Below are 15,098 nucleotides of genomic sequence, written 5' to 3'. Positions count from 1 at the left end.
TCCGGTCCGTGGCCGCAACTCGTGAGGCAGCCAACCGAGCGACGCTTGGAAACTTTCCAAGGCTTGCTGCCGGCCGGTAGGATGTTCCGGTTTTCACTGCACTTTTTGCTGGGTCAAGGGCTTCATGGAGCGTCGGGTCCTCATCGTCGAAAGCCAGAACGACTTCGCCCTCAGCATGGCCACCGTGCTCAAAAGCGCGGGCTACCAGACGGCCATGGCGGCGACGTCCGCGGACGCTCAACGCGAGTTGGAGAAGCGCCGGCCTGATCTGGTCGTCGTTCGCGCGGAGCTGCCGGATCAGTCCGGGTTCACCCTCTGCGGGCAGATCAAGAAGGGCAAGTGGGGCCAGAACCTCAAGGTCCTCCTGCTCTCCTCCGATACGGGTGTGGAGGGGCTGAACCAACACCGTCAGACGCAAGGCGCGGCCGACGGCTACCTCGTCATCCCCTTCGAGATGGGCGAGCTGGCCTCGATGAGTGCCGGCATCGTCACGCCCGGGAGCGAGGAGTCGGATGACTCGCTGGACGCGGCGCTCAACGGGAACGCCCCGCGCGAGTCTCCGCCGCCCATGCCGCCGCCGCTGCGCACCAACGCGGGCGGCCCCCCTCGCCTGCCCAAGCGCGAGCGCCGCAGCGCGATCACCGACGAGGATCGCGCGTTCATGGACCGCGCCTTCCAGTCCATCGCGGACCGCAAGGCGGAGCTGCTCGCCGAGTCGCGCCAGCTCAAGCGCCCGCCCCCGCGCCGCGAGTTGATGGGCACGCCGGAAGGGAAGATCCAGATCCTCCGCGACGAGCTGAAGGGGCGCGAGGCCCAGCTCGCTCGCCTCTCGGAGATCTGGAGCGTGCGCGAGCGCGAGCTCCTGTCCGTCGAGGACCGCCTCCACGAGAAGGACGTGGAGCTGCAGGGCCTCAAGATGCAGGTGGATGATCTGCTGCGTCGCTTCAACGACGCCCAACAGTCCATCGTCCAGAAGGAGCGCGAGCACGGCGCCACGGTGGACGACCTGCTCCTGCAGAAGTTCTCCGCGGAGAAGGACCTCATCGAGGTCGTCGCCTCCAAGGAGAAGGACATCAACGTCCTTCGCAAGGAGGTCCACAACCGCGACGACGAACTCGGGCGCCGGGCCGCGGAGATCGACCGCCTCAATGGCGAGTACGACAAGCTGGAGAAGCACCTCGGCGTCGTCACGCTCGAGTTCGAGGTCAAGGAGCAAGGTCTCCAGGAGACCGGGCGCGCCCATGAGGCGGAGATCGCCCGCCTGCGCGAGCGCGGCGATGGGCTCGAGTCCGAGCTGGGTCGCACCATCGGCGAGCGGGATCAGCGCTACGCCGAGCTGACCGGCGAGTTGCAGGCCGTGCAGGAGCAGCTGCGGCGCACCGAGCAGGAGCGCGACGACACGGTCCGCGGCCTGGAGACGCGCTCGGCCACCGCCGAGGAGCACGCCGCTCGCTCCGACGCGGAGATCGAACGCCTCAATGCCGAGCGCGCCGCGCTCGAGCAGCGCCTCACGCAGCAGGTCGCGGACCTCGAGGGCGACCTGTCTCGCACCACGGGCGAGCGCGATCAACTCAAGCTGGACAAGGACGCGCAGGAGGCGGAGCTCACCCAGCGCGTCGAGGAGCGGGACTCGAAGATCTCCTCGCTCGAGCGCGAGCTGGCGGAGACCATCACCCGCAACGAGAACCACGAGGCCGACCTCAACTCGACCATCCAGCAGCACCTGGAGCGCATCGGCGAGCTGGAGGGCGAGGTCGAGGCCATCAAGGCCCACCTCGCGGACCGCGAGGCCGAACTCACGGGCGAGCTGGAAGCGCTCGGCCAGGCGAAGAACGAGCTGGAGCAGGACCTCACCGGGCAGATCCAAGACCTCCAGGGCCGCCTCCAGGCGCTCCAGGATGCGAAGGACGCGCTGGAGCAGGACCTCACGGGCCAGCTCCAGGAGCTGCGCGCGGCGAAGGAGGCCCAGGAGGCCGACCTCACCGGACAGATCCAGGCGCTCACCGAGCAGCTCGAGGCCTCTCAGCAGCAGGGTGAGCAGCTCCAGGCGCGCGTGGCCTCGCTCGAGGACACCGTCGCCCAGCGCGACGCCACCGTCGAGGGGCTCCAGGCGGACGTCGCCGGACGCGACGCGCGCATCGCCGAGCTGACCGGCAACCTCGAAGCCACGAGCCAGACGCTGGCGGACACCCAGGCCACGCTCTCCAGCACGGAAGCCACCCTCGCCGAGACACGCGGCGAGTTGGAGGCCACCAGCCAGCAGCTCGCGGAGACGCAGACCCGGCTGGGCCAGACCGAGGAGGCGCTGTCCAGCACCCGCGGCGAGCTAGACGCCACCAGCCAGACGCTGGCGCAGACCCAGGAGACGCTCTCCCGCACCGAGCACACCCTGGCACAGACGCAGGGCACGCTCGCCAGCACCGAGCAGACGCTGGCGGACACCCAGGCCACCCTGGCGAGCACGGAAGCGACGCTCGCAGAGACGCGCGGGGAGCTGGACGCCACCAGCCAGACGCTGGCGCAGACCCAGGGAGCGCTGGAGCAGACCCGCGAGCAGCTCGCCACCACCACCCAGCAGCGGGACGCGCTGGACGCGGAGCTGAACGACACGCGCGGCGCCCTCCAGGAGACAAACGACTCCCTGGCGCGCACCACCCAGGAGCGCAACGCGCGCATCGCCGAGTTGCAGGCGCTCGGCCAGGCGAAGAACGAGCTGGAGCAGGAGCTGACCGGGCAGATCGGTCAGCTTCGCGCCGAGCTGTCGGAGACGCAGGGGAACTACGAGGCCGAACGGGCCGCGCACGCCCGACTGGCGGAAGAAACGAGCGCTCAGATCCAGGCCCTCACGGGCGAGCGCGATGGGCTGGTGTCCGAGCTGGACGCCACGTCGCGCCAACTCGCCGAGACGCAGGGACAGCTCGCGGCCACGCGGGACGCCCTGGCCCACGAGCAGCAGGCGCACGTCACCTCCCGTCAGCAGGCCGCCAGCGCCCAGGCCGCGCTCGAAGGACAGCTCGCCGAGGCCCAGGCCCACGGCGAGGACCTGGCCGAGCAGCTCATCGTCACCAAGCACGAACTGGGTGAGCGCGTCGCCGAGGTCACGCGCCTCACCTCCTCGCTGGCCCAGTCCGAGGACGCGCGTCACGACCTCGAGGAGCGCCACCACGCGCTCACCAACGAGTCGCAGCGCCGAGAGGAGCTGCTCCAGAACGACCTGACCACCAAGGGCAAGGAGCTGTCCGACACGCTCCGCAAGCTCACTCAGGTCACCCAGGAGAAGATGCGCCAGGGCGAGGTGCTCAACCGCGAGGTGGCCACCCGCACCGAGCAGCTCAAGCAGCTCGAGGGAAGGCTCCAGGCCCAGGCCGCCGATGCGAAGAAGCACGCGGACGCCATGGGCCAGCAGCTCTCGGGCGTCTCGGGCGAACTGGACACCGCGCGCAAGGTCATCGCCGAGCGCGACGGGCAGCTCCAGGGCGCGTCGCAGGCCCAGGCGCGGCTGGTCGCGGAGCGCGACGGCATCGCGGGCCAGCTCCAGCAGGCCGAGGCGCGCAGCCAGCAGCAGGCGCAGCAGGCCCAGGCCGCCGCTGGCGAGGCGAAGAAGCACGCGGATGACCTCGCCGCGAAGCTCGCCAAGGCGGAGCAGCGCATCGCGCAGCTCGGCCAGGAGGCCCAGGCTCGCGCCGCCGAGGCCGACACCAAGCTCAAGGACGTCCAGGGACAGCTCGCGGCCCGCGTGAAGAAGATCCAGGACCTGGAGCTGGCCGTCGAAAACGCGCAGAGCGGCAAGGTCCGCGTCGAGAAGGAGCTGACCACCCGCGTCTCCGCCGCCGAGAGCAAGGCCACGGAGACCGCCGCGCGGCTCGCCACGGCACAGAAGGAGCGCAAGGACCTGGAGGCCCGCCAGCTCAAGGAGTTGGAGGAGCAGTCCGCCAAGCAGAAGGCGGAGCTGGAGCGCCGCGACGCCATCAAGGCCCAGGAGGTCGCGCGCCTGCAGCAGTCCGTGCAGGAGAAGAGCAAGGCGCTCAAGGTCGCCGAGCTGGAGCTGGCTCGCTACAAGAGCAAGGCCCCCGCCGCTGCCGCCACGCCCGCCCCGGCCGCCAAGGCCGCCGTGAGCAAGACGCCCGCGCCCGTCCCGGACGAGGGCGATGCCGAGCTGCGCACCCAGCTCAACCCGGTGGTCCCCGCCGCTGCGCCCACCCCGGCCAAGGCGCCCGCCAGGCCCGCCGCCGCCAAGCCCGCGGCGGCCCCGGCGGCGAAGAAGGCCGCGCCTCAGCCCCCGCCGCAGCCCGTACCGCTCGGCGAGGACCTGGAGGAGCCGTCGGACCGCACGGTGGTGATGCAGCTGCCCACCAGCCCCGCCGCCGGAGAGGATGACTGGACCGCCCTGGTGGACGAGCTGGACAAGTAGCCAGAAAAGCGAGGGGCCCGCGCTCGACCAACCGAGCGGGGCCCCTTGCGTTGATGCTTCACCTCATCCACGGTCCGCCCGCTGACGGACATCCGGCACCCGCCGGACTCCCGGCGCCTACAGCGCCGCGCGGGCTTCGCGGATCAGGTCCTTGAAGTGAAGGTTCGCGACCACGTCGCGAACCGACAGGCTGCGGCCGTGCGCGCGAGCGGCCATCCGGGCCTCGCGCCACCGGGCACGCAGCGTGCGTGCCGCGATGTATGCCAGGAGCAGCGGAAAGCCGCCCGGCATGAACACGACCACCACCGCCATCGCCATCCTCAACCACGCCCACATGACTGCCGACCTCGCTGCTGTTTCTTGGGTGCGCGCATAGAGATGCACAGTGCGTGCCCAGGGTGCGAAAAATATTTCTCACCCAAATTCCGAAGGGTTGCAGGGCGGCAGGACGGGCTGGGCGTGGAGATTCCGACCAAGACCCTGGCATTTTTGCCGCAGTTTCAAAGGAACCCCTCGGTTAAGGTCCGCTCGTGAACCCCTCGAATCCGACGACCGCCACCCGCCCGTTCGCCAGCGTGGAAGACGCCTCCAGCCGGCTGGAGCAGGTGGGATACCTGTCCTCCTCCGAGATCGCCACCGCGGCGTTCCTCGCGGACCGGATGGACAAGCCCATCCTCGTGGAGGGCCCAGCGGGGGTGGGCAAGACGGAGCTGGCCAAGGCCCTGGCCACGGCGCTGGACCGCGAGTTCATCCGTCTCCAGTGCTACGAGGGGCTCGACGAGGCCAAGGCCCTCTACGAGTGGGAGTACGCCAAGCAGCTGCTCTACACCCAGCTGTTGAAGGACAAGATTGGCGAGATGACCGAGGGCGCCCGGACGCTCGCCGAGGCGGCGGACCGGCTCGCGAGCGGCGACGCGGTGTTCTTCTCCGAGCGCTTCCTCCTGCCGCGCCCCATCCTGCGCGCCCAGCTCTCGGAGCGCCCTGCCCTCTTGCTGGTGGATGAAATCGACAAGGCGGACCCCGAGTTCGAGGCCTTCCTCCTGGAGGTCCTCTCCGACAACGCGGTCACCATCCCCGAGCTGGGCACCTTCAAGGCCCGCCACATCCCCCGCGTGGTGCTGACGTCCAACAACGCCCGGGAGCTCTCCGACGCGCTCAAGCGCCGGTGCCTGCACCTGCACATCGACTTTCCGGACCGCGAGCGCGAGCTGCGCATCGTCCGCGCGCGGCTGCCGCAGGTGCCGCAGACGCTCGCCGAGCAGGTCATCGAGGCGGTGGCGGCCATCCGCGCCCTGGACCTCAAGAAGGCCCCGTCCATCAGCGAGACGCTCGACTGGGCGCAGAGCCTGGCCCTGCTCAACGCCGAGTCATTGACCGCGGACATGGTGGCCTCCACGCTGAACCTCGTCCTCAAGTACGAGGGCGACATCGAGAAGGCCCGCGCGAACCTGTCGCAGATCGCCCAGGCGTGAGCACGGCCTCTTGGTGAACGCCCCTCCGTGCTCCTGAAGGAACGCTTCCAGATAACGCGGCCGCTCGAGGAGATGGAGCTGGCGCTCGTGCGGGCATCGCTCGCCAGCCCCGGCCTGCTCGACGCGCGCGAGGAGGCCATCCTGCGCACGGCCCTGTCCCTCGCGCGACTCTACAAGGTCCGCAGCGAGGGATGTGACGTGGGCGTCGGCGCGCAGCTCACGCCCTTTCGCGAGGACGTGGAGCGTCGGCTCGGCCCCATCCTGAAGGGCAGCCGGCCCATCACCCGCGACCGGCTCGTCCCGCACGTCAGGGACTTGCGCGAGCAGAGCCTCCAGGCCCGAGACGCGCTGGTGCGCCGCATGCGCGCGCGCGTGTCAGGAGAGGCCATCGACCACGAGGTCCGCCACAAGTCGCTCGTGCTCGTCGCGGGGGGCGGAGGCGGCACCGCGTTCGTCTACCTGGGCGCGATGAATCTCCTGGCCGAGCACGGCCTGGAGCCCAAGCTGCTCGCGGGGACGTCCATGGGCGCCATCCTCGCGCTGATGCGCTCGCGCATGTCCCGGTTCGACCCCACGGAGATGATCAACATCGTCCGGGGGCTGTCGTTCCGGAAGCTCTTCCGCTTCATCTCCACCGAGAGCCGGTATGGCGTGCCCGCGGCCCTCCGGCTGTTCCTGCGCGCGGGCCTGGGCCGCTTCTTCGGCGCGGGGCCCGAGGGCAGCGGCATGCGGCTCAAGGATCTGCCGGTGCCCACGCTCATCGCCGTGGGAGGCATCCGCCGCGGCATGCTCCCCCGCCCGCTCGAGTACTACGAGCGCCTGCTGGGCCCCAGCCCCCTGGGACTGCTCAACCCCGCGAGCGTCGCGCGGCGACTCCAGGCCGCGGTCGGCGCCATCTCCGAGCTGTTCACCCGGCCAGAAATCACGCTGCGCCTGCACCTGGGCGCGGACGACGACACGGCCGACTTCGACGCGCTGGACGCCGCGGGCTTCTCGTCCGCGCTGCCCGGCGTCATCCACTACGACGTGCTGCGAGAGGATCCGCACATGCACGGCCTGCTGGATGGCCTCATGGCCCAGCACGGCGTGGCGCGCCTCATCGATGGCGGGTTGGTGGACAACCTGCCCGCCAAGGCCGCGTGGCGCGCGGTGGCGAAGGGCCGCATCGGCACGCGCAACGCGTTCATCCTCGCGCTGGATGGCTTCGCGCCTCGACTCGCCACGCCCCTGTGGATTCCACTTCAGCGGCTGGCCGCGATGACGGTGGGGCCCAACCTGCCCTACGCCCACCACGTCAAACAGTTCACGCGCACGCTGTCACCGCTGGACGTGGTGCCCTCGGTCGAGCTGGCCTCGAAGGCGCTGCACTTCGGCCGCAAGGCCCTGGCCGAGGACATGCCCTTCCTGCGCCGGATGCTCGCCCCGCTTCCACCCATTGCCTGAATGTCCCCACGAGGGACTTTCACGCTTTGACCTCCCTGATGGGTCGGGGAAAGATGTCGCGCGGTCCTCCCCCTCCCCTCTGGAAGGAACCCCCATGAGCTCGACCAGCAACAGCACGTTGCGCGCGAATCACATCTGGTTGGACGGGAAGTTCGTCGCCTGGGACGAGGGCCAGGTCCCCGTGATGACGCACGCGCTCCACTATGGGCTCGGCGTCTTCGAGGGCATCCGGGCCTACAAGACGCACGACGGGCGGCTGGCCGTGTTCCGGCTGCGTGAGCACATCCAGCGCCTGCTCGACTCGGCGCACATCTGCATGCTCAAGCTGCCGTACAGCGAGGACGACCTCGTCGAGGCCACGCTGGAGCTCCTGCGCCGGCAGCGGGACCTGTTCGCCAACGGCGCGTACCTGCGGCCCATCGTCTTCATGGGCGACGGCGCCATGGGCCTGGGCGCGGTCAACCCCACCCGCGCCGCCATCACGGCGTGGGATTGGGGCGCGTACCTGGGTGACAAGGGCATTCGCGAGGGCATCCGCGCCAAGGTCAGCTCGTTCACCCGTATGCACGTGAACGTCAACATGGTGCGCGGCAAGATCACCGGCCAGTACGTCAACTCCATCCTCGCCAAACACGAGGTGGTGCTCGCCGGCTACGACGAGGCCATCATGCTGGACATCAGCGGCTTCGTCGCCGAGGCCTCCGGCGAGAATCTCTTCATGGTGAACAAGAAGGGCATCATCAAGACGCCGCCCCTCTCCTCCCCCATCCTGGACGGCATCACCCGCGACACCGTGCTGCGCCTCTTGCGCGACAGCGGCCGCCCCGTGGAGGAGGTCACCTTCACGCGCGACGCCCTCTACATCTGCAACGAGATCTTCTTCACCGGCACCGCCGCGGAAATCACCCCCGTGCGCGAGGTGGATGACCGCCAGGTCGGCGCCGGCAAGCCCGGCCCCATCACCCGGTTCGTCCAGGACACGTACTTCCGCGTCGTCCGCGGCCAGGAGCCGAAGTACGCCGACTGGCTCACCTACGTTTGACGACATCCCCGTGACATCCCGGCGGCGGGGGGAAATCGAGTACAACCCCACCCGATGCCTCCCGCCGGGTATTCGTTCGAAGACAATCCATTCAAGCTTGAGAACCCAGCCATCCTCGACATCGCTCCGGGGGAGCCGAAGTCGTTGGAGGACACGGGGCTCAAGATGGGCCTGCTGTCCGATATCGCGCTGAAGTACCTGTATTACACGGGAAACGGCACGGGCATGGGCATCGCCGACGAGATGCGCCTGCCGTGGACGGGCGTCGTCGAGCAGGTGGTGGACTTCCTCGCGACGGAGAAGCTGGTGGACCTGCGGGGTGGCAAGGGCTTCGGCCGCGCCTCCGTGGAGTTCATCCTCACCGAGAAGGGCCGCGAGTACGCGCGCGACGCGCTCACGCGCAGCACGTACGTGGGCCCGGCGCCGGTGCCCATCGAGCAATACAACGCGCTCATCAGCAGCCAGACCGAGGAGACCCCCGTCGTCAGCCAGGAGGACCTGGTGATGGCGCTCAGCCACCTCACCGTCTCCGCGGAGCTGATGGACAAGCTGGGCCCCGCGGTGAACTCGGGCCGCTCACTGTTCCTGTTCGGCGCGCCGGGCAACGGCAAGACGAGTCTGGCCGAGGCGATCTCCCACATGTTCGGTGGCGAGGTGTTCGTCCCGCACTGCCTGGAGATCGACAACCAGATCATCAAGGTCTACGACCGGCTCATCCACACGCCCGTGCCCCTGGAGATGGGACGCGATCAATCCGGCCGCCGGCAGACCTTCGAGATGGATCACCGGTGGCTGTTGTGCCGGCGCCCCTCGGTGGTGGTGGGCGGTGAGCTGACGCTGGAGACGTTGGACCTCATCTACTCGGAGGGCACGCGCTTCTACGAGGCGCCGTTCCAGGTGAAGGCCAACGGCGGCATGCTCCTCATCGACGACTTCGGCCGGCAGAAGGTGCACCCCACGGACCTGCTCAACCGGTGGATCGTCCCGCTGGAGAAGCGGGTGGACTTCCTCACCCTGCACACGGGCAAGAAGTTCGAGATCCCGTTCGATCAGCTCCTCGTCTTCTCCACCAACCTGGACCCCAAGGAGCTGGTGGACGAGGCCTTCCTGCGCCGCATCAAGTACAAGATTGAGGTGGGCGACCCGGACGAGGAGACGTACCGGGAAATCTTCCGCCGGGTCTGCGAGGCCGCGGGCATCCCCTACGTGGAGCAGGCCGTCACCTACCTGCTGGAGCACTACTACAAGCCCCGCAGCATGCACCTGCGCGCCTGCCATCCCCGCGACCTGGTGTCCCTCATCAAGGACGCCGCCCGCTACCGCCAGCTCCCCCCCGCCCTGTCCAAGGATTTGCTCGACCAGGCGTGCGAGGTGTTCCTCGTCAACCTGTAGTGTGGGGATTTATTTGTTCCAAACGCTTGGAATTTCTAGAATCCGCGTGCCGTTGTACCGCCCGGCGCACGCTCCCGGACAGCGCCCGCGGAGGCCCGGAGCAAGAAGGAGCCGCAGTCCGTGAAGGAACGCTACCAGGACATCGACGAGAAGAACGAGGCGCTCCGCGAGTACCTCGACATCTACAAGGACAAGGCGCCCGCGCGCGAGTTCCTCGAGAAGTTCGAGATGTCGTGGATCTACCACGACGCCGCGCTGGAGGGCGTGGTCTACACCCATCAGGAGTTGATGGCGGCGCTGTTCCCCGCGCGCACCAGTGCCGAAGCCTCCATGATCCCCGTGGTGCTGGAGGTCCGGAACCACAAGGCCGCCTGCGACTACATCCGCGAGGAGTCCCAGGGCGCGAAGAAGCAGGCCGCCATCACGCTGACCACCATCAAGCGGATCCACGACCTCTTCCTCGGCAACACGCCCGAGGCCCTCACCGAGCGCGCGCGCATGGAGCGCCGTGAGCGCACGGAGAAGGAACTGGCCAAGGAGCGCGACCGCGCCGGCTTCCGCAAGGACATGCCGCTGCACCGCACCTACTTCCACGACATCACCCAGCCCGCGAAGATCCAGGCCCGGCTGGAGAAGCTCGTGGACTACACGGCCGGCGCCGAGTTCCGCGAGTTCCATCCGATCAAACAGGCCGCCACGGTCCAGCACGAGTTCCTGCAGATCTTCCCCTTCACCGAGCACAGCGGGAAGGTGGGGCGCATGTGCAGCAACCTCATCCTGCTGCGCAACGGCTACATGCCCGCCGTCATCCACTCCATTGATCGCCAGCGCTACTACGAGTCCTTCCGGGGCCCCGTGGCCGCGTTCCGCACGGTGCTGATGGACGCGATGGAGAACTCGCTCGACAACGGCGTGAAGTACTTCCGCGACCTCAATCGCAAGTACAAGGCCATCGAGTAGGCGACGGGGCGACATGTCCCCCCACTCGGGGTGACGTGTCGCCCGCCCGGCGTGGGGGCACCCGGGCCCCTGCCGGTCGGGCTCCTGGTGAAGGTCGGGCGGCGCGTCGACACCATTGAGGTGCCAGAGACCCGCTTCCCGAATGTCATCGGGAGGACATCCGACGGCTCGAAACCGCGAGCCGGAGGAAGTAAAGAAGAGCACCCATGCCCGTGACCCACTCTCTCCACAGCCGTCGCGCTCCGGTTGCCTCCGGCGGCGAGCTGACGGAGCCCCCGCCAGCGCGGCTCGCCCATCTTCCCGCCCGCGACAAGCTGGAGCGCCTGCTTCGAGTGACCAAGGGACACCACCGGGCCCTCATCCTCACGCACGACAACCCGGACCCGGATTCGCTCGCGGCCGCCGTGGCGCTCGCTCACCTGCTGGAGCGCCGGGCAGGCATCGAGGCCCACGTGGGCTACGGCGGCATCATCGGCCGCGCCGAGAACATCGCCTTCGTGAAGGTGCTGCGGCTGCCCGTGTCGCACGTGTCGCAGATCGACTTCACCGAATACGACCTGTTTGGTCTGGTGGACACGCAGCCGCCCGTGGCCAACCACTCGCTGCCGTCCCGGCTGCGCGCGGACATCGTGGTGGACCACCACCCGCTGCGCGACGAGAGCCTGCAGGCGCCCTTCGCGGACGTGGGCGGTGACTTCGGCGCCACGTCCACCATGCTGGTGGAGTACCTGCGCGCCGCGCGCCTGGAGCCCTCGGTGGAGGTGGCCACGGGCCTCTTCTACGGCATCAAGGCGGACACGCGGGACCTGGGCCGCGAGACGACCCAGACGGACGTGGACAGCTACCTGTGGCTGTTCCCGCGCTGCGACAAGTCGCTGCTGGGGCAGATCGAGCACCCTGAGCTGCCCGCGCGCTACTTCCAGATGTACCACACGGCCATCGAGCGGGCGAAGGTGTACGGAACCGCCGTCATCACGGACCTGGAGGAGATCTACTCCCCGGACATGGTGGCCGAGGTCGCCGAGCGCCTCATGTTCCTCGAGGGCATGAAGTGGTCGCTCGCGTACGGCACCTTCCGCAACCAGCTCTTCCTCAGCTTGCGCGTGAAGGACCGGCGCATGAACGCGGGGCGGCTCATCCGGGAGATTTGCGAGGACTTCGGCGGCTCGTCGGGTGGTCACGGCAGCATGGCCGGCGCGCGGCTCCCGCTGTCCGGCAACATCAACAAGCGCAAGGCCCTGAAGCGCGAGCTGGTGGCGCGCTTCCTCGAGTCGTTCGGCGTCTCGGATGAGCGGCCCGTCGCGCTGCTGTCGGCGCAGGACACGTGATCTACTGGGATTACAACGCGGCCGCGCCCCTGCGCCCCGAGGTGAGCGAGCTGCTCGCGCACACCTATTCGCAGGGCGGCTTCGGCAATGCCTCCAGCGTGCACGCGGCGGGACGCGAGGCCCGCGCGCAACTGGACGTGGCCCGCGCGCGCGTAGCGCGAGTCCTGGGATGTGAGCCGAAGGAGGTCTGCTTCACGGCCTCTGGCAGTGAGTCGAACGCGCTCGCGCTCCGAGGCGCCTTCGCGGCGCGGGCGAATCCTGAGCGCCGCCGCGTGGTCTCCTCCACCATCGAGCACCCCGCGACGTTGGCCGCCCTCGCGCAGTTGGAGCGAGAAGGCGCGGAGGTCATTCGCGTGGCCCCGCGCGCCGATGGCCACGTTCCCCTGGAGGCACTGCTCGAGGCGCTCACTCCGGACACCGCGCTGTGCTCGCTCATGTGGGCCAACAACGAGACGGGCGTGCTCCAGCCCGTGGCGGAGCTGGCCCGCGCGTGTCGTCAGCGAGGCATCCTCTTCCACACCGATGCGGTGCAGGCCGCGGGCAAGGTGCCGCTGACGCTGCGCGAGGTGGACGCGGACCTGCTGTCGCTGTCGGCGCACAAGTTCGGGGGTCCGCAAGGCGCGGCCGTGTTGGTGGTGCGCAAGGGCGTGGACCTTCGCGCGCTCGTCCCGGGCCACCAGGAGGGAGGCCGCCGAGGCGGCACGCAGAACGTGCCCGCCGTGGAGGCCCTCGCGCTTGCCCTGGAGCTGGCGGCCACCGAGCAACGCGAGTGCGCGGAGCAGCAAGGCGCGCTGAGGGACCTCTTCGAGCGGGAGCTGCGCACCTGCCTGCCGGGCGTCATCGTGAACGGAGGCGGAGCTCCGCGAGTTCCCAACACCAGCAACGTGCGCTTCGAGGGTGTCGAAGCGGAGACGCTGCTGATGGCCTTGGACCTGGAGGGCATCTGCGCGTCGTCGGGCGCGGCGTGTTCGTCCGGGACGCTGACACCCTCGCACGTGTTGCTGGCGATGGGGCTCTCCCCCACCCAGGCACGCGCGAGCGTGCGCTTCAGCGTGGGGCCAGGCACCACCCGGCAGGAGGTGGAGCACGTGGTGCGCGCGCTGCGAACCCATGTGCCCCGCGTCCGCGCCGTGACGGAGGCTCCGGTCAGTCGGAGCGCCTGAGCCGTCCGACCGGGACGGCGTGCCCCACCTACCAGTCTTGCTCTGGGAGCTTCTGCTCGCGGACCTCTTCGTCGGGCTGTCCGTAGCCTGGGATGCCCTCCTTCGCCTCACCGGGCTTGGGAGGATGCCTCTCGAAGCCGGGCGGCCTCACGGTTCGCTCGGGTTCGACCTCGGGGGTGTCGGGACGGGGCTCGGTTGCCATCGCTCTCCTCCACGCGCGCTCGGGCACGCGGAAGGAAAGGTCCGCATCCAGACGTGGACCTCCAACCGAGACCAAGGAGCCATACCGCCCCCTGCTCAGCCCACGCCCTTGCCGGGGCCCTGGGACTCGCCCGCGGCGCTGGCCGCCCCCGCGGTGTCATCACTCGCGCCGAACAGGCCGCGCACCACCGCGGCGATGGCCAGCGGCGTCCCCACGCGCTCGTCGTAGTGAGGCGCGAGGGCATGCGCGTACGCCTCCGCCGAGGGGAAGCGGTCCTCGATGCGCTCGGAGAAGGCGCGGGCAACCACGTCCTCCAGCGCCTCCGGAATGTCCGGGCGCAGGCTGCGCAGCGGCTGGTAGTTCCGAGACAGGATGCCCGCGAACACCTCTTCGGGCGTCGCGCCGGTGAACGGGCGATGCAGCGTGAGCAGTTCGTACAGCACCACCGTGGCGGCCCACAGGTCCGCCTCCGGGCTCACCGCGCCCTGGAGAGACTCCGGCGACAGGTAGTACGGCTTGCCGAGCACCTCGCCGCCCTGGAGCTGGCCATCCACCAGCACGCGCGAGACGCCGAAGTCGCCCAGCTTGATCTCCCCCACGCGCGAGATGAACAGGTTGGAGGGAGACACATCGCAGTGGACGATGCCCAGCGGCTCGCCGCCCGGCCCCGTGGCGGTGTGCGCGTACGCGAGCGCCTCCATGAGCACCTTGCCCAGGTACACCGCGAAGTCGATGGGCAGCGGGATGCCGCGGACCTTGCAGCGGCGGAGGATTTGCCCCAGGTCCCGTCCGTCCACCAGGTCCATCACGATGAACGAGACGCCCTCGAGCATCCCCGCGTCGAGCACCTTCACGATGTTGGGATGATCCAACTGCCGGGACAGGTGGGCCTCGCGAGCGAAGAGCGTCACCGAAGCGGGGTCTCGCGTCAGCGAGGGCAAGAGCCGCTTGAGCGCCACCGTCCAGCCCTCGAAAGGGCCGGAGCGCACCCGCGCGCGATACACCTCGGCCATGCCTCCCTTGCCGAGCACCGAGAGGATCTCGTAGTTGCCGAAGACCCGCACAGGCTTCGACACGGGGGGCGTCGGGTTCACGGGCTGGCGCTTCCGAATCCTTGCGGCTCGCGGCTCGCGGGCCGCTTGCGGCTGCGCGCCTGCTTGAGCAGCGGCTGGAACTCCGCGCCCGCATCGGACAGGCGCTTGAGCTCCGCATCCACCAGCCAGTGTCCTTCCGGCGCGGCCCAGCCGCGGCCCACGGCGCCCTTGAGCGCCTCCAGCGCCTGGGCCCGCTTGTTCAGCCGAAGCTGCGCGCACGCCAACCAGAAGTATGGGTCCGCATGCCGGGGGTTCAACGCCCGCGCGCGCTCCACCGTCGAGAGCGCCTCGGCCGCCTTCCCCAGCGCCAACTGACTCGCGCCGCGCCCGAGCATCGCGGACAGGTTCCGGTCATCCGCCTGGAGCGCGGACTCGAACTGCGCCAACGCCGAGCGAGCATCCTGCGCTGCCAGCGCCCGGTGGCCCTGCTCCAACGCCAGCGCCACCTGCACCTCGGTCTTGCTGCGCTGCCCCGCCACGGAGGACGCGGGCCCCGCGCCACCACCGCTCGGAGCGGCCGGCGCGGCGGCGGGCGCACCCGCGGGCGGCGCCTCGGCCGGTGGCGGGGCGGCCCCTCGGGGCGCGGCCTTG

The 15,098-nt window shown here is 69.6% G+C and carries 12 protein-coding genes; 8 read left to right on the top strand and 4 right to left on the bottom strand.

The window, feature by feature from the left end; translation table 11 throughout:
* Positions 1 to 124: 124 nt before the first annotated feature.
* Positions 125 to 4,411 (top strand): response regulator, encoded by a 4,287-nt coding sequence (locus KRR26_RS33145; protein WP_217081780.1) that lies wholly within the window; start codon positions 125 to 127, stop codon positions 4,409 to 4,411.
* A gap of 117 nt (positions 4,412 to 4,528) precedes the next feature.
* Here KRR26_RS33145 and KRR26_RS33140 read toward each other — a convergent pair whose 3' ends face one another.
* The gene (locus KRR26_RS33140; RefSeq protein WP_233577073.1) at positions 4,529 to 4,723 is read right to left on the bottom strand and encodes a hypothetical protein; all 195 of its coding nucleotides are present in this window, start codon (positions 4,721 to 4,723) and stop codon (positions 4,529 to 4,531) included.
* A 218-nt stretch (positions 4,724 to 4,941) separates the two neighbouring features.
* Here KRR26_RS33140 and KRR26_RS33135 point away from each other — a divergent pair, with 218 nt between their 5' ends.
* The 7 genes from KRR26_RS33135 (at position 4,942) to KRR26_RS33105 (ending at position 13,211) form a co-directional block, all read left to right on the top strand.
* Positions 4,942 to 5,883, top strand: a complete 942-nt coding sequence (locus KRR26_RS33135; protein WP_217081779.1) for an AAA family ATPase — start codon at positions 4,942 to 4,944, stop codon at positions 5,881 to 5,883.
* Positions 5,884 to 5,910: 27 nt separating this feature from the next.
* A complete protein-coding gene (locus tag KRR26_RS33130) occupies positions 5,911 to 7,326 on the top strand; it encodes a patatin-like phospholipase family protein (protein WP_328707251.1) in 1,416 nt (471 codons plus the stop codon).
* 94 nt (positions 7,327 to 7,420) lie between these two features.
* Positions 7,421 to 8,368 carry a branched-chain amino acid transaminase gene (locus tag KRR26_RS33125; protein WP_217081778.1) on the top strand — a complete coding sequence of 316 codons (948 nt, stop codon included), beginning with the start codon at positions 7,421 to 7,423 and terminating at the stop codon, positions 8,366 to 8,368.
* Positions 8,369 to 8,422: 54 nt separating this feature from the next.
* Complete coding sequence (locus tag KRR26_RS33120) at positions 8,423 to 9,760, top strand: ATP-binding protein (RefSeq protein ID WP_120206843.1); 1,338 nt, start codon at positions 8,423 to 8,425, stop codon at positions 9,758 to 9,760.
* A gap of 120 nt (positions 9,761 to 9,880) precedes the next feature.
* Positions 9,881 to 10,720, top strand: coding sequence for a Fic family protein (locus KRR26_RS33115; protein WP_120206844.1), 840 nt, complete (start codon positions 9,881 to 9,883; stop codon positions 10,718 to 10,720).
* Positions 10,721 to 10,926: 206 nt separating this feature from the next.
* The gene (locus KRR26_RS33110) at positions 10,927 to 12,048 is read left to right on the top strand and encodes a DHH family phosphoesterase (RefSeq protein ID WP_120206845.1); all 1,122 of its coding nucleotides are present in this window, start codon (positions 10,927 to 10,929) and stop codon (positions 12,046 to 12,048) included.
* Positions 12,045 to 13,211, top strand: coding sequence for a cysteine desulfurase family protein (locus KRR26_RS33105; protein ID WP_217081777.1), 1,167 nt, complete (start codon positions 12,045 to 12,047; stop codon positions 13,209 to 13,211). The genes KRR26_RS33110 and KRR26_RS33105 overlap by 4 nt, the downstream gene beginning before the upstream one ends.
* Before the next feature lie 28 nt (positions 13,212 to 13,239).
* On the opposite strand, the gene KRR26_RS33100 is transcribed toward KRR26_RS33105, so the two are convergent.
* The 3 genes from KRR26_RS33100 to KRR26_RS33090 all read right to left on the bottom strand — a co-directional run.
* On the bottom strand, positions 13,240 to 13,413 hold the full coding sequence (locus KRR26_RS33100) for a hypothetical protein (protein WP_199723805.1): 174 nt from the start codon (positions 13,411 to 13,413) through the stop codon (positions 13,240 to 13,242).
* A 95-nt stretch (positions 13,414 to 13,508) separates the two neighbouring features.
* The gene (locus tag KRR26_RS33095) at positions 13,509 to 14,489 is read right to left on the bottom strand and encodes a serine/threonine-protein kinase (protein WP_321202777.1); all 981 of its coding nucleotides are present in this window, start codon (positions 14,487 to 14,489) and stop codon (positions 13,509 to 13,511) included.
* A gap of 14 nt (positions 14,490 to 14,503) precedes the next feature.
* Positions 14,504 to 15,098: tetratricopeptide repeat protein (locus KRR26_RS33090; RefSeq protein ID WP_217081776.1), on the bottom strand; the 595-nt coding region annotated here is incomplete at its 5' end.

This window comes from Citreicoccus inhibens (assembly GCF_019039035.1).
Classification (GTDB): Bacteria; Myxococcota; Myxococcia; order Myxococcales; family Myxococcaceae; genus Citreicoccus; species Citreicoccus inhibens.
Note: the sequence above shows the minus strand (reverse complement) of the source record. Positions and strands in the feature narration are given on the sequence as shown.